Source organism: Metamycoplasma hyosynoviae (assembly GCF_004365165.1).
Taxonomy (GTDB): Bacteria; Bacillota_I; Bacilli_A; order Mycoplasmatales; family Metamycoplasmataceae; genus Metamycoplasma; species Metamycoplasma hyosynoviae.
Genome location: NZ_SOCH01000006.1, coordinates 36,509 through 62,635 on the forward strand (window position 1 = coordinate 36,509; position 26,127 = coordinate 62,635).

The following is a 26,127-nucleotide window of genomic DNA, read 5'->3' on the forward strand; positions in this document are numbered from 1 at the left end:
TTTAACTATTTGATTTATTTAGTTAAAAATAATTAAATATTATAACTATTTTTTATTCTTTTTTCATATTTTAAAGTCGCCAGTTGGACCTAGAATTGAGTCTAGATCTAGTTTGTCTAATGCTTCAAGTTTTTTAGCTACACTTTCTTTTGTAACTGGCTTTTCTGGTTTTTTAGGTTTTTCTTTGGTGAAAATTTTACCTACATCAATAGCTGATTCTGTTGTTATGGTTAAGTCTAAGTCTACACCAGGATCAATTTCAATTTCGCCAGTAGCAAGATTTTTTTCACTAATTTCCATCATTTCCTCGCTACTGTCTTCTTGCGTGATGATTATTTCTTCTTTAGGTTCAAATTTTGGTTTAGGTTTTTCAATTTTTTTAGCAGGCACTGGCAAAGAAGGTTGTTTTACATTTTTATTAATTACTTCGAAATCATCTGATTCAGCAGTAGTTTCTAATGTTTTTTCTTCAAGTTCAGTTGAATCAACTTTTTTACCTAATTTATAGTACTCATCATCATAAATATAACTACGTTTGAAGATTGTAGATTCAGCACTTAGGGTTAAGTCAATATCTTCATTTTGTTTGTAGAATTCTTGAATTTTGCTTCTACTTTCGCCAACTTCATCAGTTAATTCATTAATTGTATATGGTTGAATTAAATAACCGTTGTTATTAGCACCTTTGATTTTAACATATGAAAGTCCATCCTTTAAATCAGAGAATGCTATTGTTTTATAATCGAATTTTTGAGGTTCATTGTCACCATTTGTATATAAGTATACAAGTTCTTTGGTTTGACTTTCGATTCCGATAACTTTTGATTTCACTGTTTTAGTTGGGAAGTAGAAAATTTTTCCACGACTTGATCTTCCAACAGGTTTAATTTTTGAAGCTTTTACACGTTTGAATTGGCCTTGGTCAGTGTAAATAATAATTCTATCAGCACCAGGACGAACGGTGTGAAAGGCTTCAATTTCAAGTCCATTTTCTAATTTAATTAAATTAATACCACTTGCTTTTGAAGAATATTCTGAAATGATTCTATCTTCTATGAAGTAATAAATACCACCAGTTAGAAGAATAAAGAGCATTTTTTCAGCATTAGATATTTTAACATCAACTAATAAATCATCGGGTTTAAGTGGCATACATGTTCTTTTACGACATATTTGCTTATCTTTAAATTCTTCTAGGCTCATTTTTTTAGCCATACCTAAACGGGTAATGAAGATAAAGTTTACATATGTTCTAAATGAAGCTATTTCCATCACACGAATAATTTTTTCATTAGTGTCAAGCGCAACTAAAGAGGATATATGGCTACCTAAATCTTTTCAGCCACATTCTTTTAGAATGTGAGCATCAATTAAAAAGTAGTTTCCTAGGTTAGTAAAAAAGATTAATTTTGAAAGCGAGTTTATTTGGCAGTAGTAGAAAATAGCATCATTTTCTTTAAGTTTGTAAGTGTTAAACTCATTTGATTTTTTGGTTTTTATAGAAACACGTTTGTAATATCCTTGTTCTGATATAAAGAAGTAAAAGTCTTCATTTTTAGCAAGAAGTTTAGTGTTGATTGCATTTGAAACTTTTTCATTGCTTATTTCAGTTTTACGAGGTACTCCATAAGTTTTTTTAATTTCATTTAATTGATTAATTAAAAACTTGTCAAATTCACTAGGATTGGTTAAAAGCAAATTGCAACGAGCAATCATTGCTTCTAGTTCCAATTTTTCATTGCGATATTCTTGCTGATCTAGTTTAGAAAGTTTATATAATCTTAATTCAGCAATTGCAGTAGCCTGTAGGTTTGTAAAACCGAATGTTTCTTCAAGAGCTTGTATAACTCCTTTTCTTGAGTTATCACTTTCACGAATTACTTTAATAACTTCATCACTTATTTCAGCTACACGAATAAATCCTTCAATTATTTCTAAACGGATTTTATGTTTTTCTAGGTCGAATTGAATACCTTTGGTATTCACATCCCGTAAGTGAGTTAAGTATGCATAAAGAAGCATTTCTAAGTTCATTAACTTAGGAGCATTTTCATAAATAGCTACCATATTATAGTTATATGAAATTCTTAGGTCGGTTTTTGACATAAAGTAATTTATAATAGCTTCAGGGTTAGCATCTTTATCAAGTTCTAGATAAATTGATATACCTTCACGGTTTGATTGATCACGAATATCAATAATTCCACTAATGGTCTTATCAATTACAAGATTGCTCATATCTGAAACTAATTTAGATTTAACAACACCAAAAGGAATTTCATAAATATCAATTCCAATTATTTTATCTTCATCTTCTGGATCATAAACAAACTTGTATTTTGAAGAAAGAATAATTTTTCCTTGACCTTTTTCAAAAGCGTCGTATATTCCTTCAATACCATTAATAATCCCACCAGTAGGAAAGTCAGGGCCTTTAATAATTTCTTTTAAATCAGCAAAAGAAGAATTGGGTTTTTTAATTAATTTAATGGTAGCATCTAGTACTTCGTTTAAATTATGTGGTGGAATTTCAGTGGCAAAACCAGCAGCTATACCTTTAGCACCATTTATTAGTAAGTTTGGAATTAATGAAGGTAAAATGGTAGGTTCGTATTCACTATCATCAAAGTTAGGTGCCATTGTAACTACTTTACGATCTAAATCTTTTAAAAGTAGTTCGCTAATTTTTTCAAGTCTTGATTCAGTGTACCGCATAGCAGCAGCAGGGTCATCATCGATTGACCCTTTGTTACCATGCATTTCAATTAGAGGATAATTACTTTTTCACTCTTGACACATTCTAACCAATGCTTCATAAATTGAAGAATCACCATGTGGGTGGAATCTACCGATAACATCTCCAACAATTCTAGCTGATTTTTTGAAGGGTTGGTTGTTTTTCAAGTGTAAGTTTCACATAGAATATAAAATTCTACGTTGTACAGGTTTTAGTCCATCGCGAGCATCAGGAATAGCACGTTGTTGGATAATATATTTTGAATATCTTCCAAAACGATCGCTCATGATGTCAATCATATTTTTTTCAATGATGTTTTCAACAACCTCATCTATATGATGTTTTTCGTCGTTAGTTAATTTCTTCATATATTACCTTTCTACTTTTTTTCCGTAATGACAAAATCATCTTCTATTGAAAAATCAACATATGTATTAATTCAAGTTTTTCTTTCAGTAATGTTATCGCTCATAAGAGTGTTAACATTTCTTTCAGTTAATACTTCGTCATTTATTCTTACTTTTATAATTGAACGAGTTTTTGGATTCATTGTGGTTTCTCACAATTGATCTGCGTTCATTTCTCCAAGACCTTTATAACGTTGAATTTCATAGTTGGTGTATTTTGATGTAACTTCTTTTAGTTGTTCTTCATCTCATACATAGATTATTTTTTCTTTACTTGATTTGATTGTTACTTTATAAAGTGGAGGAAGTGCTATATATACCATTCCATTTTCAATCAATTTTTTCATATAACGATAAAAGAAAGTTAGGAGCAATACTTGAATATGCGCTCCATCGGTGTCAGCATCTGTCATAATAATTATTTTGCCATATTGACATTTTTCAATATTGAAGTTACCTTGTATTCCAGCTCCAATTGTATTAATGATGGTAGCGATTTCTTCATTACCTAAAATATCAACTAATTTAGCTTTTGCGGTGTTTATAACCTTACCACGTAATGGCAAGATAGCTTGAGAATATCTATCTCTACCCATTTTAGCAGAACCACCAGCAGAATCCCCTTCGACTAAGAATAGTTCTTTTTCACTTGAATTTTTTGATTGTGCAGGAGTTAATTTGCCTGAAAGAATTTTCTTGCCTTCAAGTTTATTTTTAACTTTTCTAACTTCATTTCTAGCATTTCTTGCTGCAATTCTAGCATCATAAGCTTTTTTAATTTTAGATAAGATTAGTTCAGCTTCTTTTTTATTTTCATTTAAATAGAATGAAAATTGTTGTGAGAAGAAATCTTCTACAGCTTCACGAGCTTCTGGCGTGCCTAATTTATCTTTAGTTTGACCAACAAATTCAAGAATTGATTCAGGAATTTTTAGCGAAATTATTGCAATTAATCCTTCACGAATATCATTACCATCAAATGTGGTTTTATTTTTTAGAATTCCATTTTTGGTTGCATATTCATTAATTGCTTTTGTAAGTGCGGTTTTAAATGCAGTTTCATGTGTTCCACCATCACGGGTTTTAACATTGTTTACAAAACTGAAGATTGATTCATTGTAGTTATCGGTATAAACTAGCGCAATATCAATTTCAATTTTCTTTTCAATACCCTTTGCATAAAATACTGAACTTAAAAAGTTAGTTCCCTCACCCACAAATTTTACATATTCTTTAATACCTTCTTCAGCTTCAAAAATTATTCTTTCGCTAGTACTTTCGTTGTAAAAGTGAATTTTTAGACCGGGTACTAGAAAGCTTGATTCACGTAATTTTTCCTTTACAATTTCACTAGAAAATTTAGCTTTTTTGAAAATTAAAGGATCAGGTCAAAATTGAACTCTTGTACCTCTTTTAGTAGTATGACCAATTTTGTGTGTTCTTTCAGTTATTTTATCTTGTTCAAATTCTGTTTCATATTCGAATTTATCACGATAAATAGTTGCCTTTAATTTTGTAGAAAGCGCATTAACAACTGATGAACCTACACCGTGAAGCCCACCGCTTGTTTTATAAACTCCTTCATCAAATTTTCCACCAGCATGTAGTTCTGTGAAAACTAGTTCTACTCCAGTTTTTCCGCCAGAGTGTTTATCGATAGGAATACCACGACCGTTATCTTCAACGACACATGATCCATCATTTTTTAATGTGATTTTTATTTCATTAGCAAAACCCGCTAAGGCTTCATCTAATGCGTTATCAACGATTTCTCAGATTAAGTGATGAAGTCCGCTACTATCAGTTGACCCGATATACATACCAGGACGTTTTCTAACAGCTGCTAAGCCTTTCAAGACTTTTAAATCTTTTGCACCATAATTATTATTTGACATAGTATAAACATTATAAATTATTTTTTAAAAGATTTTTTGCTTAGATTAAAAATATAAATATACATTATGTATATTTATAAAGAATTTTTTACTTGTATTTTAAATTAAATATAAATTATTTTAAATTTTTAAAATTATACTTAATATAAGGGGAATTTTTGAATTTAATTATAAATAATTTCGGAATTAGAAATTACTTTTTAAGGAGTGTCCAAAATTCAAGGGTTAAACTAAATAAATGCTATTGTTGTATAATATTTATCAATGAACGATGGTTGCTCGAGTGGCTGAAGAGGTTAGTCTCGAAAACTAATAATGTTAATAGCATTCAAGGGTTCAAATCCCTTACCATCGGCCATTTTTTATATTTTGTTTTTAGAATTTAAAGGCTATAAAATTTATATTTTTCCCTTTGTTTTTGAACTTTTCTTCATATTCTGTTAGATAGTTTTTTATATTAAAATTTGAGTTATGAAAATCATTTGTATTGAAAATAATTTTAGCATTTATAGCATTTAATTCTTCTAATGCAAATTCATATAATCCATCATTATCAGATTTGAAATATATAGTGCCATTATCCCTTAAAACTTGTTTAAATAAAAGAAGAAATTCACGATAAACTAAACGTCTTTTAAAATGCCTTTTTTTTGGTCAAGGGTCAGAAAAAGTTAGCCAAATTGTATTAAATTTTCCATTAAATAATTCCAAAATATTTTTAGCATCACCTATCATTATTTTGAAATTATTTAAATTTAATGCAACTGCTTTTTTCATTGCACTTAATGCAACAGTAGAGTATTTTTCAATTCCTATGTAATTGTTATTAGGGTTTTCAAATGCCATTTCAGTTATCATTTTGCCTTTTCCCATTCCAATCTCTAAAATTGAATTTTCTTCTATATTAAAAGGGAAATTGGTAATAGTATATTCACTATTTTTCAATATTTCATCAGCATTTTTGTTATATCTTAGACGCATAATAGTTTATTATACATTTATTATTCGCGCATTATTTTAAGTTTTAATTAAACTTGAATGTATAGTTAAAATAAATTTTTATTAATTTTAGTCTAATTTTAATTTAAAATAAATTATATTAAGGAAATAAAAATATGAAAATTAATGATGATAACAAAAATGATGCTTTTAAAAGTTTTGCTGATTTAGTCGCAAATTATATTAATGAAAATGAATCAGAAATAGAACAATTAGAAGAAAATGAAACATTAGAAGAAACTTCATTTTCTTCAAAAAATAAACGTCATTTATTTGATATAGGTTCAATCACAAGCATACAAGCATTTAAGTTTGATGGAACTTTGTATAGACAATATGAAGGCGCAAAAATTGTTGCTAATTTGAATGATTTTGTGGTTGTACTTTTAATGAAAACAAAAGTTTCAGAAAAAGATATTACTTGAGTTGTTGGGAAACCAATTCTTTTCTTTTTTGCAAAGAATAAATTTTATAATGCATCAATTACTTTGAACAGATCAAAAAATAATTATATATATGTAAATTTAGCTAGTCCATTTTATATTGATAATGGTGTTTTAAAATACATTGATTTTGATATAGATATTAAAAGCTATGCTGATAAAGAATTTAATGTCATAGATTGACAAGATTTTAAAGAATCAATAGAGAAGATGAATTATCCATTTGAACTAATTCATAGACTTTATGATGAAATAGATTTTCTATATGATCAATTCAAGCATAAGACGGGGATTTTTTCTAAAAAGTTAATTAATAACATTCAAAAAATGCTAATTGAAGAAGGGGATATATAAAATAGTGAAATTTTATAAAATATCTTTATTTAAGGCTATTTTTAAAAATTAACATTATTTTATAAAATAAATTTATAAGATAAAAGAAAGGGTGTAAGATGGCAGAAATTAAATGTCCACATTGCAAGAAAATATTTTCAATTGAAAAAGATGATTACAATTCATTAATTGAACAAGTTAAAAATTCAACTTTTAAAGAAGAAGTTGAACAAAAAGTTCAAGAACAAATCAAGAATATAAAACTTGAAAATGATAAAAAAATTAATGAATATCAAAACCAAATTTTAGCCAAAGAGAACGAAATTGAAAAAATTAGTTTTAAATATGAGAATAGGCTAAAAGAATACGAAAATAATTCCATTAAAGAAAAAGTAAAAATAGAAAAAGAAATCGCTTCTAAAAAAGATAGTGAAATTTCAGAACTTAAAAAATCAATTCTTGAACAAGATCAAATAATAAAAAGTCTCAAAAAAAACGAAGAAGAAAAAATTAAGTTTTCAAATCTTGAATATATAAAACAAATCGATCAGCTTAAAAACCAGCTAACTCAAAAAAGTAATGAATTAGAAAATCAAAAAGAAAGATTAGAAAATAAACATAATTCTGAAATCTTTGAAATTAAAAAAGAAATTCAAAATAAACATCAAAAAGAAATTGAAAAATATGAAGAAGAAACCAAAAATTTAAAAGAAGAAATAGATAGACAAAAGAATTTTAGATTAAATTCAACTACAAAAATGGTTGGTGAAAGCTTAGAACAATTTTGTCAAGACGAGTACTACAACAACATCCAAAAAAACTTAATTTATGATTCTAAAACAGAAGTTAAATTTGGAAAAGATAATGATGCAAGCGAAGGTTCAAAAGGCGATTTTGTTTTTAAAGAAATTGATAAATCAACAAATGAAGAAATTTTATCAATTATGTTTGAAATGAAAAACTATCAAACCGATTCTAGCAATAGAAAAAATGAAGAATTCTTTAAAAAACTAGATAAAGATAGAAATATCAAAAAATGTGAATATGCTGTTTTGGTTACAATGTTAGAACCTAATAATGGTAAATATGATGGTATTGTTGACGTTTCTATATCTCATCCAGAATTTAAAAAGATGTATGTTGTAAGACCACAATGATTTATATCTATAATTCAATTACTTCGGAAACAAGCTTATGATTTATATAAAACCAAACAGCAATATCTTTCTTATGAACAAACAAATATTGATAAGAAAAAATTGGAAAATGATATTTTAAACTTTAAGGAAAGTTTTACAAAAAGTGTTGGCTATGCAAAGGAAAACTTTATTACTGCTGTAAAAAGAATAGATTCAGCTATAAAAGTTTTAGAAGAAATGCGTGAAAACTTTAGAAAAGCCGGTACTCATTTAACAACAGCTGTTAATAAATTAGATAATTTAACAATGAAAAAACTTGCTAAGGGTAACAAAACATTAACTAATTTAATTAATAAAGAAGATGGTGAAGAAGAAAATAATGATTGAAGTTAATTTTAAAAATTATCTTTATTAATGTTATTTTTTAAAAAATTAAAAAAAGAAATTACCTAATTTATTTGCTTTTTTTAATTCTAAGACCCCTAAATTTTGGATAGTAGAATTTATGAAATTTTTTGAATATTGTTTTTATATATCAATAGTTCTAAGCTAGTATAAGTAGAAACTATAACAAAGTAATGAATTGATAATAATGTTGTTAGGAATGAACCAATATTTGTTATACATATTATTCAGAAGAATAATCCAAACACTATTTGTAGGACATACGTCATTATTAATCATTTTTTTCGAGAATAGTCGATTACAAAAATATATATGACTATTGATGCAACTATGATAATGGATATTAAAATAGATACTATAATTAATGTTGTTTTTTCTCAAGACTCTAATAATGTATTATTAATTTTCCCTTTGATCAAACCAAAAATTAAATTTAATAATAAATATCCAACAAATGTAAATCAATAATAGAATATAGCAATAAAACTATTTATCTTGTTTTTATTGTTGTGTTCCGATACATAATTATGCTTTGTTAAAATACCATAGTTGAAAATTCATTCATATACTTTTATTAAGTCAAATGAAAATAAATTATTTTTGCTTATAACTATATTTTTGTTAAAGTATGTTGTAAATTCATCATTCAACAAAATATTTTTAGTTTTAAAAAATCCAACAAGAGTTTTTAAAAAATCATTTTTATCATTAAATATAACAGGTGAACTATAACTATCTAAATTAGATAACTTCTTGTAAAGTTTCTTTTTGCTTTCGATTAAAAAATCTATGTTATTAATTTTGTTGATATTAACTTGATTGAGTATTAGATTATTCAAGTATGAAAATAATGAATTAGATTCATCTTTATCAAGTTGTGAGAATTTAGATATTTTCTTTATGAATTCTTTTTTACTTTTTAATATGTTTCAATAATTTAAATTAGAATTGTAAAAAATAAATTTATATTCATAATCTAAAACTTTATTGATTGCTTCTTTTAAACTTATGTTTTCATTTTTTTCAATATTTTGAATATCTTTAATTATGTTATTGAACTTTTCTATGTCCAAAAATAGTTCATTAGAAAGCATATGAAATAATTCACATATTTTTCTTGAATATGAATATTCTGGTGAAACTAAATACAACCCATCATTATTCATTATAAATTCATTATTTAAGTTTTTGGATAATGAAGATTGGATTACCACTTTTTCTTCATTGAAAATAATGGTGTATTTTTTAAAGGTATAGTTATCTATTTTTTTATTTATAACTTCAAAATTTGAAATGAATTTATCTCACTTATTATTAATTTCTTTTAAATCATCACTATGTTCATTTAAAAATAGTATATCTAAATTATTTGGATTTCTAGTAATGTAATTTTGTAAATGTAATGCAAAATCACCTTCAACTATAAATTCTTGCTTTTTATATATTGATTTTAATTTCTTTATTAATAATTCTATTGTCTTATCACTCATAGTTAATCTTTAATAATTCAATTTTTTTCATCTATCTTTTTGAAATTTCCAAATATCATTTATACAATGACAAATTTTTAAAGCAAAAAAGAATGATTTATTTTTTTCATATACTATAAATTGTAAATTCTACATTAAACAAAAAAAAAAAAAAATGTTTTGAAATTGATTTAGTTTCATTTTTTTATATTATTTCATTAATATAAATTGTTTTTTTGTAATCTGTTTAGTAGATGATAAAGAGCTTTATTCAAATTTCTTCTTATTGAAATTTAACAATATAAAGTAATCTTTTAATCATTAAATTTATTCATATTGTTTTGGATAATTTATAAAAAAATAAACTATAAAATTTTTAATTTTTTACTTTATATAAGCTATTTTTTCAAATTTTAATTGTTTGAAATTTATTTATTTATAAATTCATTTTTTGAAAAGGATAAAGCTATTGTTTTATCCGAACTAATATTGTAAAAATTGATTGTAAAACTACCTTTTTTTATTCATTTTGTTTATTGATATTATGAAGATAATAATTATTTTAAAAATTCATTCTTTCTATAAAATTTTCCGGGTTTTATTTACCTTGTAAAGTAAATAAAACAAAAAAATAATAATATAAAGGAAATATTGAAAGATTTATGAATAGAAAAGTAAAAATAATTTTGTTATCTACGATTACTCCAATCACAACACTTCCATTGATTGCAATTTCTTGCAATAGTGAAGACCCTGAAAAAGAAATTAATAAAATCAGAGTTTATGTAGTTTTACTAGATAAATTTGCTAAAGATGTAATAGATACTGATATAAGAATTACAGGATATAGATCTTCAATATTTTCAGTATCTCATACACATGAAGTTGATAAAACCGATCCTACAATTTTGAAAGTTAACGTAGTTTTAACAAATAAAAATGATAATATCTCAGCTGAAAAAACCTTTGAAGTAAGAGGTTTTAGAAAAATGGTAGTTACTTATACTCCTGAAGAAAAAGTTATTAATCAAGCAATAAATGCTATAACTTTGTCATATGAAGGTGGTAAAGAAGTTCTTAAAAAATTAGATGCTGGTGATTTAGAAATTGATAAAGTTAAGTTGGAAGGAGCAAACGATGAATTTGAATTTAAAAAGAGTTTTAAAAATAAAATTCCAACTAAACAAAATTACAATGAAGGATTTAGAACAATAGTAGTAACTGCTAAGAAAAATGAAAATTCAATAATAAAAGAATTTAAACTTTGTTGCTATAAAACTGATTATGATGTCATTGTAAATCAAAGAGAAAAAGTTAAAAATATTACTTTATCCCAAACTCAAGAAAGTAAAAATGCAGTTGAAGCATTATTTAGTAATGGTAAAACAGAAGTTAAAATATTTTATGACATTGATCAAAAAACATATTTTGATAAAGATTATAATGAATCAGGCAGAAAGCAAATATTAGATATGTCTAAAATAAATTGAGTAGAAGGTACATCATTCGAAAAAGGAATATTGAAGAAACTTGGTGAAAATAAATATAAAGCATTTGTAACATTAGGTAAAAGTTATCAAGTTAATAAATTATGAGAATATATCTATGATAGTAAACAAATTGAAACTAATGTATTAAGTTTTCATAATATTGAAAAAGAAGAAATCGATAGAGTTAGGCAAGATAACAAAGATATAATCCAAACTCCAAAAGAATCAGTAGTTCAAGAAGAAAAAAAGAAAAATGTTGATTTTAATGTTGATGTAGAAAATAGTTTTACAATAAAACTTAAAGATATTGAAAAATCTAATGCGTTGCCTAGCAGTGTCAAAAATGAAAATATTTTATTCGAACTAAAAGATGAATATTCATCAATAATTGGAATTCAAAACTATGAATTAATTTACAATGACAATGAAGGTAAACTAAAAATAAGAGTTACATTAATGATTAATACCCCTAGCACCACAAAAATTGTTGAAAAAGAAGAAATAGGATTTAAAATTGCTAAAACTTTAAATAAAGAATATAGATTACAAGAACTATATACCCTATCATCATCAGGAAAATTGATTGAAATAGATCAAAAGCAAAAAGACAACATTATTAAACTATTGAAATCTATGAAAACATATGAATCAGAAAAGAAAAGATACTTAGTGTACAAAAATGCTGCTTTTTATACAAAAAATAGTAATGATGGTCAAAAAATAGAAGGTATTTCAATTTCTAATTCATCTATAAAAAATGAAGTTATGACTCACGGAAATAATAACAATATTATTAAAGATGTAAATAAAGGCAGCAATAAAGGTATAACACTTATAAATGATGGCAAAAGGTGAATTGCCAAATGAAGATTAGTATTAAAAGATGGCAAAGAAGATGATGAAGTATTTCAACAAGAACTATTTACTGAAGATTAGAAAAAAATAAATAGTTAAATTTTCAAAATTGATTATATATAAAGGCTTTTTTAAAAAAAGATGAGTGCAAATTTCAAGAAAAAATCACTCATCTTTTCCTTAAATTTTGTTTTCTAATTATTAGTTGTAAATAAAAATATTTAGGTATATAGTATAATTTAATAAATTTTTTTATTTTTACTACTTAAGAAAAACAATTGATATTCAAAATTCTAATTTCTAGAAAGAGGAAATGTGAAAGATAAAATAGCGGTTTATTTTCACAAAACTAAAGCAATTTCAGAAAAATATAAACACAATGATATTGTCACATTGCAATTTTTTCAAAGACATAATAATGTTAAATTATGTGGTATGAATGAAGTTCTAAAACTCCTTCAAGACAATACAAATTTGAAAAAATATAAAATTAGATATCTCCCTGAAGGTTCTATTATTCAAAATCGTGATGTAGTATTAGAACTTGAAGGACCTTATTATGAATTTGGAATTTGAGAAGGAATGATTGATGGGATTTTAGCACGTCAAACTTCAATTGCAACCAATGCCTATCGTATAATGCAAGTTGCTAATGGTAAAAAAGTTATTAGTATGGCTGATAGAGCAGATCACTATATCAATCAATCAAACGATGCTTATGCAATAGAAGTTGGTGGAATTAAATATCATTCAACATTGGCATCAGCAAATGGAAATCCTGAATATGCTTATGGGTCTATGCCTCATGCATTAATTCAAATGTTCAATGGAAATATAGTTGAAGCTTGCAAAGCTTATCTAGAAATGTTTCCAGATGATAATTTGATTGCATTAGTAGATTTTCACAATGATGTTATATCCGATTCATTAAAATGTCTTAAGGCATTTGGGAAAATTTTGAAAGGTGTTCGGATAGACACTTCGAAATCACTTGTGGATAAAATGTTCAAAGAAGGTGAAGCTGAGTTCGGTGTGACTCCTCTTCAAGTTAAAAAACTGCGTGAAGAATTAGATGCTAATGGTGGAAACCATGTAAAAATAATAGTTTCATCAGGATTTGACGAAAAAAAGATAAAACTCTTTGAAGAAGAGCAAACTCCGGTTGATTCTTATGGTGTAGGTGCAGCACTTTTACGGATAAAAATACACTTTAGTGCAGATGCAACTAAGCTAAATGGAATAAAAATTGCAAAAGAAGGAAGATACTATTTAAATAATATTAAATTATTAGATTATAATTAATATATTGTAGGAGAAATTATGGACACAACAACTAAAAAATCAAATAAAATTGTTGTAAATGGGGTATTAACTGGTTTATTCACTACACTGTTATTACTACTAGGGCTATTTGCATTAACAATTGCGATCGAAACCTATTTATTGGCTAAGATTCCAAAAATGTCAAGCTATTACAACTTTTTACAAAAAAACTTGTCATTCTTGTACACACCACTAACAAAATGACCAAAAATTGCTGCTTGATTATATCCAGGAATAACAGCACTATTATGCTTACTAACCGGAATAACATTCTTTGTTGGAATTGCAAATGGTGCTAAATTAAAATCTGAATCAAAAGATGAAGATAAGAAAAAATCTATTAAAAAATCATTAAAAGTAGCTTACATCATATTTGCAGTACTATTCATTTTATTTGGTGCATTATGCTTAATTGTTTCGCTACTTTCAACCAATGCAAAAGTATTAAGCATATTAACAAAAGTAAAATTAGCTGATTTTATTACAACAAATAAAAACTTTGTACTAGTAAGTGGAGCAAGTAGAATTGCATTAGGATTTATCATAATTTTAGCTGGAATATTAATTGCAAACAAAATTTATAAATCACAAGAAGTAGCTATTGCAAAACCTAAAAAAGTTAAAAAACAAGCTAATGCTACTGAAAATGTTTCATCACTAGATATTTCAGGTTATTCATTTGACACTTCTACTTCACAACCAGAAGTTCAAGTAGAAGAACCTAAACAAGTATACAAAAAAGAAACTTCAAATACTTTGATGTTCCAATCACAATATGTATTTAAAGCTAGTTTAACTCCTGAAGATGATGTTAAAGAAACACTTCAAGAAGGTGAAACCGAACCTGATAGAACACTTGTTATTAAGTTGAAAAACTTAATAGATGTTTCAGTAGCTTCATCTGCTAAGTCAAGATTCGAAGAAGTTAAAACATTTATTGACCAAGCATTAAAGAAATATTCATTCGAAAATACAACTACTTCTTGAACAAATGAACTTGTTATATTTAGATACAATAACTTACTTTTCAACCACAAAAAAGCAAGATTACTAAATATCTTGCTTGAAAGTGAATACTTCATCAAAAATGAACTTACTGGCAAACCTGAATATAAAGCTCTTTATGAAGAATTCAATTCATTTGTTGTTGAAGAATTTGATAATTACAATAATTTAAATACCCTAGATCCAGTAAAAGAAACTATTAATAAATGCTTAACTAAATTTATGGTTATTAAGCTAAGATTAAGAGCTAAACAAACCAATAATCTTTCAATTAAATATGTAAATGAAAAAGATTTATATGAATTTGGAAACTCATTAATCAATGCTGCTGATAAGGCTATTTCTGATGAAAATATTCAAATGATTGAATCTATCACTACGAAATTAGAAGATCTAATTGGCAAATACAATAGTTTAGCAAAATAATGAAAATTTCAAAAATCAAAACTATATTATCAAACATACTATCAATATCTTTGATAATACTGTTTTTTTTACTAGGGCTTATTTTAGTACTTATAGGTACAAATGTAATACCTGCAAACCTTAAAAAACCAGCTCAAATAACCTGTGATGTATTTGGTGGAATTTTCCTAGGATTATTTACTTTTGTGATTATTAAAATAATCACCATCTTAAAATCAGAAAATAGACACAAGAAAAATGCAATTGATTTAGATTTGTATTTGCAAGATGTTGTACCATCAGATGAACAAAAAAAACAACAATTAGCAAGTTTATTTAAAGATGCTCCTAAAGAAGATATAGAATCACGTAACATTTACTATTCATATTTATTTAGATTGTTTAGAAAAATATACCGTCGTCCAAATTTAGAAATTAAAGATTTAGATTTAAAACACAAAATCGAAAAATTTATTATTGATATTAAACAAGCTTATGGTTATTTTGATGTTTATTTAGCAATTGAATTCACCCAATCAATAAACCGTAAAATCATATTGCGTGGTGAATATAAGCATTATAAAATTTACTTTGATACTATTCGTGAAATTCAAAGTTTTACCCATGATCTTGTAAAGAAAATGTTGGAATTTAGTTAACTAACTAAACCAAGAACTTAAATTAAATAAACTAAAACAATAAAAAAGCTACTCTCCATTGTCCAAGTAGCTTTTTATTTTTTTGACTTTCTTTAATTTTGATTATTCATATTCAGCAGTATTTAACACTTCTGCTTGACAGTCTTTGATAATTAAAGGAATATAAGCCGAATTATGAATTTGTGCGCCAGATGCTCTATGATGTCCGCCTCCGCCTCATTTAACAGCAACATTACGCACACATGCTCCATTAGATCTAAATTCACATCTGATTTGGTTTTCTTTTTCTTGAGTAAAGAAAACTCAAATTTTGTTGTCATCTATTGAAGCTAGTGTTGAAGGTCTATTTCCTTGAAGAGGATCTAAAATGCCCATTTTCTTTTGATCTTCTAATGTAAAATAAAATCAAACAACTTGCTTTTCGATTTGCATATTTTGTTGAATGAAAGCATTTACTCTAATATCTTGCAATGTCTTTTTAGCCATTTCGGCATGGATTAAATCTTTTTTAGCACCAGCTTTTCAAAGTTCTGAAACAATATACATTGTTTTAGAACTTGTTGAATTAGTAGTTAATCTCACTGAATCAGTGTAAATGCCTAAATATAAATAAGTTGCAGCTAGTTCATTTATTTTTCAATTTAAACCAAGTGCAAGTTCAGCAACTTGTTGAGCTGCTGCGGGAGCTTCAGATTCTACTCAACGAATTGAAGCATATAAATCATCATCATTAGGGTGATGGTCTATTCTAATAACATCAGTGAAGATTTTATTATCAAGCAATTCACGGCATTCTAAACGTTCTTTAAAATTGGCATCTACTATAATAGCAAGTGAGTTTTTGATTGGTTTGTTCTTGATTTCATCCATTTTGAAATCTAGATAACTAAATGAACCTTTGCTATTTCCTACAGTCAACACTTTCTTTTTAGGAAAGTTTTCCAAAATCAAATTCTTCATTCCAAACTGAGATCCCAAACAATCTCCATCAGGACGAATGTGGTGAAACACAACAATAGTTTCGTAGGTTTTAATTTTTTCTTCTATAGCTTTAAATAAATTTAATTTTTCTTGACTAATTGTTAGACTCATATTTAATAACCTCTTCTTGCAATTCTTTAACTAATTTCATCATTTCTTTTTTGTTATGTACTGTTGCACCAGATGCAAATGCATGGCCTCCGCCTGGAGCGTATTTTCTACATATTTCATTAATAGTTATACTATTACTTCTTACTCTAACTCTTATACTTCCATCAGGAAGGTCGATGAAAAATAGTCAAATTTTACAATCACCTATATTTGATAAAATACCTACATCATTAGCTTGATTTGAATCAAGTTTAAATTTCTTTTGAATTTTCTTAGTTACGTGGAAATATAAAACCTTACCCAATTTTTTATAATTTAATAAAACATAAGCTGAGAATCTAACTTTCTTTTCGTCTCTATAAGACATTGGCAAATTGATATCTCACACTCTAAAATTAGGTGCTTTGTGTAAATATGTCATAACTTCAAAAGTTCTTTTAGAAACAGCATCATATTGAAATCTACCTGAATCAGTGTAAATTGCTAGATATGTATATCTAGCAGCTTGATCTGTTACTTTTCATTTAGCATTCATTGCAATATAAGCTACTTGTTCACCTGAGGCTATATAATCTTCATTTTCTCAAGTGTAGTCATAATCAATATCAGGTGTTTCTGGGTGATGGTCGATACGAAGCGTTTTAGTGAATTTCTTTTGTACTAAATATTCAGAAAATTGAATACGATTGCTATTGTTTGCATCTACTACTACACCTAGTGAGTTTTCCAAATACTTTTTATCAATTTCTTCAAATTTATCGTGTTTAAAATTCATAAAAGGAAATGAACCAATTGCGTCTCCTAATACAAAAACATTTTTATCTGGATAATTAGTTTTAATAAATTCAGCTAATCCAAACTGAGATCCCAAACAATCTCCATCAGGACGAATGTGGTGAAATATAAATATATTTTTATGACTTTCAATAGCTTCAACTGCTATCTTTCAGTTTCCTTTTTCCATTTTTCTTCTCCTTAATTATTTTGTTAATTTAATTATCATTACTTAATTTTTAAAGTTAAAATAGCAAATTTATTTCTATGTATAAATAATAACAAACTAGAACAAAAAAATGCAAATAAATAAATTTAAGATGAGAACATTATGCTTTAAAAAGCACTCTAAAAAATCCATAATAAACTTATTTTGCGTAAAAAAATATCAAGGGGTTTTTATTGTCTTGATATTTTCTTGGCTTTATAACTACTATAAATAGTAGTTTAAATGGAGCGAAATATTATTAACCTAATTTAATCATATGTTTTAAAGTTCTAATGTATTGGTTAACAAATGAACTTTCATTGTCGTATCATGAATAAACTTTGTAAAGTTTTTTACCATCAACTTCTAATAGGCTTGTTAGTTTTGAATCGAATATTGATCCAGCTTTTGAACCAATGATGTCAGATGATACTATTTCATCTTCACAGTAAATTAATGAATCTGATGCTGCTTTTTTAATAGCTTGGTTGATTTCTTCAACACTAGTATCTTTTTTAAGTTCAACAGTGATATCTACAATTGAACCTGTGATTGTAGGAACACGTAGTGCAATTCCATTCATTTTCTTATTTAAAGAAGGAATAACTTTACCAATAGCTGAAGCTGCACCTGTGGTTGTTGGGATCATATTTGAACCAGCTGCTCTTGCTCTTCTTAAATCAGAATGAGGAGCATCTTGAAGTCTTTGATCAGCTGTATATGAGTGAACAGTGGTCATAAAACCTTTTACAACACCAAATTCTTTTTCTAGTACATTCATAACTGGTGCTAAACAGTTTGTAGTACAAGAAGCACCTGAAACAATTTTGTCTTCTTTGGTTAGTATATCGTGGTTAACTGAATATACTATTGTTTTGATTTCTCCACCTTTAGCAGGAGCAGTAATTAAAACTTTTTTAGCACCTGCTTCTAAGTGTTTTGAAGATCCTTCTTCTGTTACAAATCTACCTGTGCCTTCAATAACAATATCAACTTTTAAAGTTTTTCAAGGTAGCATAGCAGGGTCTTTTTCAGCATATACTGGAATTTTTTTATCATCAATTAAAATTGCATTTTCAGTATGAGAAACTTTGTGATTTCAAGTTCCATGTGCTGTGTCATATTTTAATAAGTGAGCTAAAGTTTTAGCATCTGTTAAGTCATTAATAGCAACAACTTCAATATCTTTATCATTAAAAATTTCTCTAAAAACTAAACGACCTATTCTGCCGAATCCATTAATAGCAACTTTTCCTTTTGCCATTTTTCCTCCATAAATTTATGTTTTTGGTATTAGTAATTATATAGCAAAATACTTACTTTTTCACTAGCGTGTAAAAATTCAAAATTAAAAAGATGGAAGTTAGCATTTAAAACTGCATCCCATCTTTTTGAATGATTTAAAGTGAATAATAGATTATTCTTCGAATAATTCTTGTTCAAATATTTCTGTATCTAATGTTCCATCTTTTAAAAATAATTTTCACTTGGCAATTCATTTATTACCTTCTTTTACTAATAAGATACCTCTAGCATTACCTCCGATATCTTCAGCTTTTCATATATTAACTATTTCCTTCTTACCATGTGTATTGACTTCGCTACTTATACTAGAATTTCTAATTGATAGACCTTCTATTTCTTGTCCATCACTTTTAGTGTAGAAAATACCTTTTTTAACTACCAATAATCTTTTTCCACTATATTCCCTCATATCATTAATAAATTGTTGAATCATTGTTTCTTTTAAAGAAGTATTTACAGCAATTAATGATTTAGAAGAGGATTCATTATAAAGTTCTTGCAATTTATATTTTTTAGTTGTAGTTTCTTCTTTTTTAAAATCAGTTTCTTCTTTTGTAATTTCTTTTTCAGGAGTTGAAGGATTGGTTAAATCCTTTAAGGTTACTTTAACTACCAGTTTACCTTCTTTATTGTCGGGAACTAAAACAATTTTTACAACTTCAATAGCACCTTTGTATTCTTCTTTGATATTTATTTTTACATTTTTTTCAACTACTGTTGAAGGAAATACATTTTGTTTTACTATTCCCTCAAATGTTAAATCAAAACTAGTTTCGGCTATATTGTTAAAATCAAGGTTAGCTTTTTTAAAACCTGTAACATCAAATTCTTTTGAAACTACTTCACTACCTTTCGTTAGAGTGACTTTAATTTTAACTACACCATTGTATTTATCTTTAGATAGAATGTCAATTTTTTGTTCTATGCCAACTGGAGGACCATAACTAACATTATCCTTAACAAGTTTGAATGTACTTTCAACAACTTGATCGGCTTCTACATTTTCCTTACCTTCATATTGAATTGACATACCATTAAATTCTTTAGCAAGTTCTTCTTGTTTAAATCCAGTAATTTTAGTTTCAACTATTTTTGAAGTGTATTTATTGCTTTTGATTTCAATTTCAACTTTATATTTAATTATTAATTGTGCGTGTTCAGCATCTTGAATGAAATCAGTGATAATAAAAGTAGCAGGAATATTTTGAAGTTTTGCAACTGGTAATATAACATTTTCTTTTTGCGTATTATCAACATTTATTGTTGATTTTTCAGGATAATCAAAATTATCTTTATTGTCTTCTGCAAGTTTATCAATAGAAGCTTGGTCAATAATTTCAAATTTTAGTTCGTTAGTTTCACTTTGCTTGGTGTCATATATTCTTTTTCAGGTTTTACCATCTTTGTAGTTTTTAGCAAGTGTTACATAGGCTTTGTAATTACCATTTGGAAGTTTTATTAATTTACCCTTTGTTCCAAAAGTAGTTCCAAATGTTCATCCAACAGTTTTGATATCTAAAATTGGTTTTTTATCAGAACTGTCATATCTTTTGTCAAAGAATTTCTCACTTTTAAAATCATAAAATATTTCAGCTTCAGTTTGACTACCTGAAAATAATGCTTCAACAGCAGCTTTAGCTTCTTGTGTTTGTACTAAACCAATATTTTTAACTTTTTCCCTTTGTTTTATGATTACTTCATAATCTGACTTGAAGCATTCAAGTTTAAATTCTTTTGGAAGTGATTTTGAATCTTTTTTAGCTGTGATTACTATAGTACGATAACCATTATCATAATTATCTTTGGTTGCATTTTCGTTTTTAAATTTAGTGATATATTTAAAACCTTCTTTTTTACCATCTAATTTAAATTTAGCAATTTCTAAATCACCAGCATCTATTTTTTAAGTGCTTCTTCTCCACCATCATATGATAAAGTTACAGCATTAAGTGCGTTTTGCAATGCTTTTTCTTCTGGAGTAGAAGCTTCAGCTTCTTTAAAGCCTTCGATTTCTAATCCACGTCTATTTGAAATTAAATTAGAAGTTTTATTTTTTAAACGGAAATATACTTTGAGAATTTTTGAATCAGTATCACTTACAGATCAAGATTTTTCTACAATTTCATATTTTGAAGGATCATCTATGATGCCTGCAATTGTAGGGATTGTAAAATTTAAATCAGCTTCTTTTGCATCTTTAGCAAATTTATTGCTTTTATCGTTAACATTAACTGTGACTTTTCATAATGCAATGTTAAGAATTTTTAATTCCTCTTCTTGCTCTGGTGAAAGTGTTTTGAAACCTGTAATTGAAAAGTTTGCTGCTTTTGATAAAACACCGCTTTGCTTATGTTTTAGTCTAATTGTTACATTAAGTTTAGTTTTGTTGGTTTTATCAACTTTCGGTTTTATAGAAATTTCAAATACACTTTTATCAATAGGAGTAGTTTCTGTAACTTTGATGTCACTATCAGTAATAGCACTAGCAATTTTATCGCTGTGATTATCTACTGAAACACCACCAATTTTTTCAAGTTCTTTAGCTAAAAGACTTTTAATTTCATCACTAGATTGACTTGGGTTAGTTTTAAAGCCTTTAATAGTAAATAGTTTTTGAGCTATAGTACCCCTTTTGATATTTTTTAGTACAACTAGCACTTCTAGTGTTGTAGGGTCAGTATCACTAACTTGGTGAGTTTGAGTGGCAGTGAACACTGATGTTCGATAACTTGTGATTTTTATATCTGAATCAGTTACTTCACTAGCGAATTTATCTAATGTAGTTACAGAAACTTTGATCTGTCTTATCTCACTTTCGGGGTCCTCATTAGAACATGATGCAGCTAACAAGGGAATAATTGTGGGGGGGTCATTACTGCAGATAATAGAATTATCTTGACTTTTTTGTTCATAAATTTAGTTATATTTCCTCATAATATTTTACTTGTCATTTATTTGTAAAAATAAATGCAATATATAAATTCTAATATAAAAATCTCCTTTATATAAGCATAATTTTTTCTGTTGGGTTACTTTTACAAAAACAAAAAAATTAAAAAGATGAACATTTGTATTCAAACTCCATTCATCTTTTTAATTTAAGAAAGTATTAATTTATTTTTTATTTATTGAAATAGTATTTGTTCATATACTTTATCATCAATTTTATTATTAGAAAGAACTAATCTTCATCTAGCAATTCATTTATTTTCTTCTTTTGTAAGAGCAATACCTTTGATAGAACCATCGCCATCAGCATCTTTAGCAATATTATATTTTCCGCCATGAGTTAAAACTTTATTTTTTAAAGATTCATCAGAAATTGAAATACCTTCTATTTTTGTACCGCCAGTACCTTTAGTATAAAATGCACCTGATTTATATGCTAAATATCTTCTTCCACTACTTTTTGGATCCATATTTTCAAATGATTGAATAATACTATCTCTTTGACTTTCATCAACTTTGATTAGTTGTCCTGATTCAGATAAAGGATATAATTCTGGCAGTTTATAGTCTTTAGTTGGAGCTGTATTATTTTTGAATCCTGATTCTTCTTTTTCAACTACTTTTATAGTGTTGGGATTATTAATCAAATCTTTTAGTGTTATTTTTATCTTTAAAGTTCCATTTGTATTATTTGGTTCTAATTCAATTTTTTCAAGGCTAATAGCTGATTTGTATTCATCTTTTATGGTAACTTTTACATTTGATTGATTTACTACTGAAGGTAATGTATTAGGTTTATCAATTCCTTCAAGTTTTAATTCAAAACTGTTGTCAGCTTCTGTATTGAAATCAAAGTTTTTCTTTTTGAAATCTTCAACTACAAATTCTTTTGAAGCACTATCTGTATCTTTTTTCAATGTAACTACAACAGTTACTGTACCTTTATATTTATCTTTAGAAACTATTTTTATTTCTTTTGTTATGCCACTAGTTGGTGTGTAATCACTGCCATTTTTCTTTAATTTGAACTGATCTTCTTGAACACTATCAACTTCAGTTGATGATTTATTTTCGTAATCTACAGTTAATCCTACAAATTCTTTACCTAATGTATTTTCTTTAAAACCTACAATTTCAGTTTGAACTTCTTTTGAAGTAATTTTTTTGCTTTGGTAATCAATTTCAGCTTGGTATTTTACGATTAGTTTTGAATGTTCAGCATCTTTTTGCAAACTTGTGATGTTGAATTTAATAGGTATATTTTTGATTTTTACTTCAGGTAATTTGATTTTATCTTGTGTAACTTGATCTACAGTAATGGTTTGCTTTTCAGGATAATCAAAATTATTCTTATTTTCTTCTGCTATTTTATCAAGTGCAGCTTGATCGATAATTTCAAAACTTAATTCTTTGGTTTCAAGTTGTCTATTATCATAAATGTAATTTCATTGATTATTTACTTTATAACTTTTAGCCAATGTAACATATGCCTTATATTTATTTTCACCGGTTTTCTTCAATTTACCTTTTCCAAATATTGTGTTATGAGCTCAAGTAATTGCTGACATATCTAAAATAGGTTTTTTATCAGTTTCAGTGTATTTTTTATTGAAATATGTTTTACCAGTAAAATCATAGAATATTTCAACTTCATCTTGTGAACCTGAAAACATAGATTCAACAACTTCTTTGGTTTCAGAAGTTTGCATAAGATCAATAGTTTTAACTTTTTCTCTTTGCTTTATGATTACATCATAATCTGATTTGAAGCATTCAAGTTTAAATTCTCTAGAAAGTGATTTTGAATCTTTTTTAACTGTGATTACAATAGTTCTATAACCATTATTGTAATTATCTTTAGTTGCATTTTCGTTTTTGAATTTAGTGGTATATTCAAAACCTTCTTTTTTACCATCTAATTTAACTTTATCAATTTTTAAATCACCAGCATCTAATTTTTTAAGCGCTTCTTCTCCACCATCATATGATAAAGTTACAGCATTGAGTGCATCTTGCAATGCTTTTTCTTCAGGTGTAGAAGCTTCAGCTTCTTTAAAACCTTCTACTTTTAATTTTCGTTTATTTGATACTAAACCAGTTTCTTTATGTTTTAATCGGAAATATATTTCTAGAATTCTTGAATCGTCTTTATTTATAGATCAAGATTTTTCTATTATCTCATATTTTGTAGGATCATCAATTAAACCAGGTAGTGTAGGGATTGTAAATTTTAATTCAGATTCCTCTACATCTTTTGCAAATTTATTTTCTTTGCCTTCAACATCAACAGTAACTTTTTTTGATGCGTTTTCAAGATTTTTAAGTTGTTGTTCTTCTTCGGGTGTTGTATTTTTGAAACCTGTGATTTCAAATTCTTTTTTTACTTTTGATATAAAACCACTTTGTTTATGTTTTAATCTAATTGTAACTTTAAGTTTAGTTCTATCTTTACTATCAAACCCTAGAGTTATTAAATATTCAAATACACTTTTATCAATAGGAGTAGTTTCTGTAACTTTAACATCATTAGTTGTAATAGTGTTAACTAATTTATTTGTGTGGTTTTCTACAGAAACACCACTAATTTTTTCAATTTCTTTATTTAAAGTGTCTTTTATTTCATCAGTAGGATCAGCTTTAAAACCTTTGATAGTAAAGAGCTTTGTTGCTTTAGTACCCTTTTTGTTGTTTTTTAATTCTACAAGTACTTCTAATGTAGTGGGATCTTCTGAACTCACTTGGTGAGTTTGAGTAGCAGTAAATACTGAAGGACTATAGCCAGTAATTTTTATATCTGCATCAACTACATCTTTTGCAAATTTATCTAGTGAAGTTATTGAAACTTTAACTTTTTTAATTTCACTTGCTGGATCTTGATTAGCACATGAAATTGCTAATAAAGGAATGCAAGTGGGGGGGGTGATTAATGAAGATAATAGAATTATCTTGCTCTGTTTAGTCATAAATTTAGTTATATTTCCTCATAATATTTTACTTGTCATTTATTTGTAAAAATAAATGCAATATATAAATTTTATAAGAAAATTTGGCTTTATATAAGCATTATTTTTTTCTTGCTATGCTTTTATGCAAAAATAAAAAAATAAAAGAAATTTAAATGTTGAAACTAGTTATGGAAGTTATGAAAATCTTTAAAAATTTAATTTTTTAAAAAAAAATAAAAAAAACTTTATTTTTATGTATAATATTTTCCAGCAACCATAACGAAGGGGTTCCACCTGATACCATTCCGAACTCAGCAGTTAAGACCTTCGGTGCCGACGATACCAATAGGGAAAATAGGGCGTTGCTTTTTTTATTTTGTTTTATGCTAAAATAAAAGCATTATGGATAAATCATTTACCCTTGCTTTAAAAGAAAAAATAATTGCTCGTAAATACACAAAATCTTCTGAGCAAGAACTTTTAATGGGTATTTTGTATAGCTCATATCAAGAAGATAATTTTATATATATAACAATTAACACTCTTGATGTTTTTACTTTTGTGCAAAAACTATTGGAGCATCAAAAAATAAGTTTTGAATTTTCAAAGAAAAATCAATTTAAAATTGACGCTAATAGTATTAATTTTGAAAATAATGTTCGTAGGCAAAATTTTTTTAGTGGTATTTTTCTAAATTCAGGGTCAATTGGAGATATTAACACAGTTCATTATCATCTAGAACTTAAATTTTTTAGCAAACTAAAAGCAGAAGAAGCAAAAAGTATATTAGAAAAATACAACATAAACTTCAAAGTATTTGAACGTAAAAATACATTTATTTTATATTTAAAGAAAATCGAAAGTATTTGTGATTTTCTACGTGCTATTGAAATGTATGATGCTTATTTAGAATTTGAACAAACTAAAATCGAACGTGATTTTACTAATAACATCAACCGTTTAACAAATTTTGATTTTTATAATCAAGTTAAACTAGCTAAATCAAACAAAATTTTCTTAGATAGTTTTGATTTTATTATGAAAAATAGTTATCAAAATTTGTTTAACCATAAAGAACTAGAATTTTTTAATTTTAAAAAAGACAACATTGATCTTAGTCTTTCGGAATTAGTGGAAGCTCTTGCAAATCAAAAAATTTACACATCTAAATCATCTTTAAATCGATATTTACAAAAATTAAAAACACTATACAACAAATTAAAATAGATGTTTTTTAACCAAATATTTTTTGGCTTGTATTTTTTGAATTTTTTCAAAATTTAAAAAAAC

At 26.5% G+C, this 26,127-nt stretch carries 17 protein-coding genes, 1 tRNA gene and 1 rRNA gene; 9 read left to right on the plus strand and 10 right to left on the minus strand.

Annotated elements, in window-relative coordinates:
* Window positions 1-45: 45 nt before the first annotated feature.
* Both JN03_RS09865 and parE read right to left on the minus strand, forming a co-directional pair.
* Window positions 46-3,105: a DNA topoisomerase (ATP-hydrolyzing) gene (locus JN03_RS09865; protein WP_080697561.1), complete on the minus strand. Its 3,060-nt coding sequence runs from the start codon at window positions 3,103-3,105 to the stop codon at window positions 46-48.
* A gap of 11 nt (window positions 3,106-3,116) precedes the next feature.
* Entirely contained in the window at window positions 3,117-5,039 is a 1,923-nt protein-coding gene (gene parE / locus JN03_RS09870; protein ID WP_036440952.1) for a DNA topoisomerase IV subunit B, read from the minus strand.
* Window positions 5,040-5,308: 269 nt separating this feature from the next.
* On the opposite strand from parE, the gene JN03_RS02995 reads away from it, so the two are divergent.
* Window positions 5,309-5,397, plus strand: a tRNA-Ser gene (locus tag JN03_RS02995).
* 17 nt (window positions 5,398-5,414) lie between these two features.
* Here the strand turns inward: JN03_RS02995 and trmB are convergent.
* Window positions 5,415-6,020 (minus strand): tRNA (guanosine(46)-N7)-methyltransferase TrmB, encoded by a 606-nt coding sequence (gene trmB / locus JN03_RS03000; RefSeq protein WP_036440949.1) that lies wholly within the window; start codon window positions 6,018-6,020, stop codon window positions 5,415-5,417.
* A gap of 134 nt (window positions 6,021-6,154) precedes the next feature.
* On the opposite strand from trmB, the gene JN03_RS09875 reads away from it, so the two are divergent.
* On the plus strand, window positions 6,155-6,835 hold the full coding sequence (locus JN03_RS09875) for a DUF402 domain-containing protein (RefSeq protein WP_080697531.1): 681 nt from the start codon (window positions 6,155-6,157) through the stop codon (window positions 6,833-6,835).
* 98 nt (window positions 6,836-6,933) lie between these two features.
* A complete protein-coding gene (locus JN03_RS03010; RefSeq protein ID WP_051601248.1) occupies window positions 6,934-8,346 on the plus strand; it encodes a DUF2130 domain-containing protein in 1,413 nt (470 codons plus the stop codon).
* Window positions 8,347-8,456: 110 nt separating this feature from the next.
* Here JN03_RS03010 and JN03_RS09880 read toward each other — a convergent pair whose 3' ends face one another.
* Entirely contained in the window at window positions 8,457-9,848 is a 1,392-nt protein-coding gene (locus tag JN03_RS09880) for a hypothetical protein (RefSeq protein WP_134076717.1), read from the minus strand.
* Window positions 9,849-10,489: 641 nt separating this feature from the next.
* On the opposite strand from JN03_RS09880, the gene JN03_RS09885 reads away from it, so the two are divergent.
* From JN03_RS09885 to JN03_RS03035, 4 genes are all read left to right on the plus strand, one after another.
* Window positions 10,490-12,253: a variable surface lipoprotein gene (locus JN03_RS09885; protein ID WP_134076718.1), complete on the plus strand. Its 1,764-nt coding sequence runs from the start codon at window positions 10,490-10,492 to the stop codon at window positions 12,251-12,253.
* 234 nt (window positions 12,254-12,487) lie between these two features.
* Complete coding sequence (locus JN03_RS03025; protein WP_134076719.1) at window positions 12,488-13,474, plus strand: nicotinate phosphoribosyltransferase; 987 nt, start codon at window positions 12,488-12,490, stop codon at window positions 13,472-13,474.
* 18 nt (window positions 13,475-13,492) lie between these two features.
* Entirely contained in the window at window positions 13,493-14,926 is a 1,434-nt protein-coding gene (locus tag JN03_RS09890) for a hypothetical protein (protein WP_134076720.1), read from the plus strand.
* Window positions 14,926-15,564, plus strand: coding sequence for a hypothetical protein (locus JN03_RS03035; protein WP_036443494.1), 639 nt, complete (start codon window positions 14,926-14,928; stop codon window positions 15,562-15,564). Before JN03_RS09890 ends, JN03_RS03035 begins: the two co-directional genes overlap by 1 nt.
* 102 nt (window positions 15,565-15,666) lie before the next feature.
* On the opposite strand, the gene nrnA (JN03_RS09895) is transcribed toward JN03_RS03035, so the two are convergent.
* From nrnA (JN03_RS09895) to JN03_RS09910, 6 genes are all read right to left on the minus strand, one after another.
* Window positions 15,667-16,656 (minus strand): bifunctional oligoribonuclease/PAP phosphatase NrnA, encoded by a 990-nt coding sequence (nrnA, locus tag JN03_RS09895; protein WP_134076721.1) that lies wholly within the window; start codon window positions 16,654-16,656, stop codon window positions 15,667-15,669.
* The gene (gene nrnA, locus JN03_RS09900) at window positions 16,640-17,620 is read right to left on the minus strand and encodes a bifunctional oligoribonuclease/PAP phosphatase NrnA (protein WP_036440925.1); all 981 of its coding nucleotides are present in this window, start codon (window positions 17,618-17,620) and stop codon (window positions 16,640-16,642) included. Before nrnA (JN03_RS09900) ends, nrnA (JN03_RS09895) begins: the two co-directional genes overlap by 17 nt.
* A gap of 277 nt (window positions 17,621-17,897) precedes the next feature.
* The gene (gene gap / locus JN03_RS03050) at window positions 17,898-18,902 is read right to left on the minus strand and encodes a type I glyceraldehyde-3-phosphate dehydrogenase (RefSeq protein WP_036440924.1); all 1,005 of its coding nucleotides are present in this window, start codon (window positions 18,900-18,902) and stop codon (window positions 17,898-17,900) included.
* A 153-nt stretch (window positions 18,903-19,055) separates the two neighbouring features.
* Window positions 19,056-19,973 (minus strand): lipoprotein 17-related variable surface protein, encoded by a 918-nt coding sequence (locus tag JN03_RS03055; RefSeq protein ID WP_134076722.1) that lies wholly within the window; start codon window positions 19,971-19,973, stop codon window positions 19,056-19,058.
* Between the two features lie 866 nt (window positions 19,974-20,839).
* Window positions 20,840-21,793, minus strand: a complete 954-nt coding sequence (locus JN03_RS09905; RefSeq protein WP_134076723.1) for a lipoprotein 17-related variable surface protein — start codon at window positions 21,791-21,793, stop codon at window positions 20,840-20,842.
* A gap of 275 nt (window positions 21,794-22,068) precedes the next feature.
* Window positions 22,069-24,855 carry a lipoprotein 17-related variable surface protein gene (locus tag JN03_RS09910; RefSeq protein WP_166666770.1) on the minus strand — a complete coding sequence of 929 codons (2,787 nt, stop codon included), beginning with the start codon at window positions 24,853-24,855 and terminating at the stop codon, window positions 22,069-22,071.
* 248 nt (window positions 24,856-25,103) lie between these two features.
* Between JN03_RS09910 and rrf the strand changes: the two genes are divergently transcribed.
* Window positions 25,104-25,208, plus strand: a 5S ribosomal RNA gene (gene rrf / locus JN03_RS03070).
* 31 nt (window positions 25,209-25,239) lie between these two features.
* Window positions 25,240-26,064: a DNA-binding protein WhiA gene (gene whiA, locus JN03_RS03075; RefSeq protein ID WP_119863807.1), complete on the plus strand. Its 825-nt coding sequence runs from the start codon at window positions 25,240-25,242 to the stop codon at window positions 26,062-26,064.
* Window positions 26,065-26,127 lie beyond the last annotated feature (63 nt).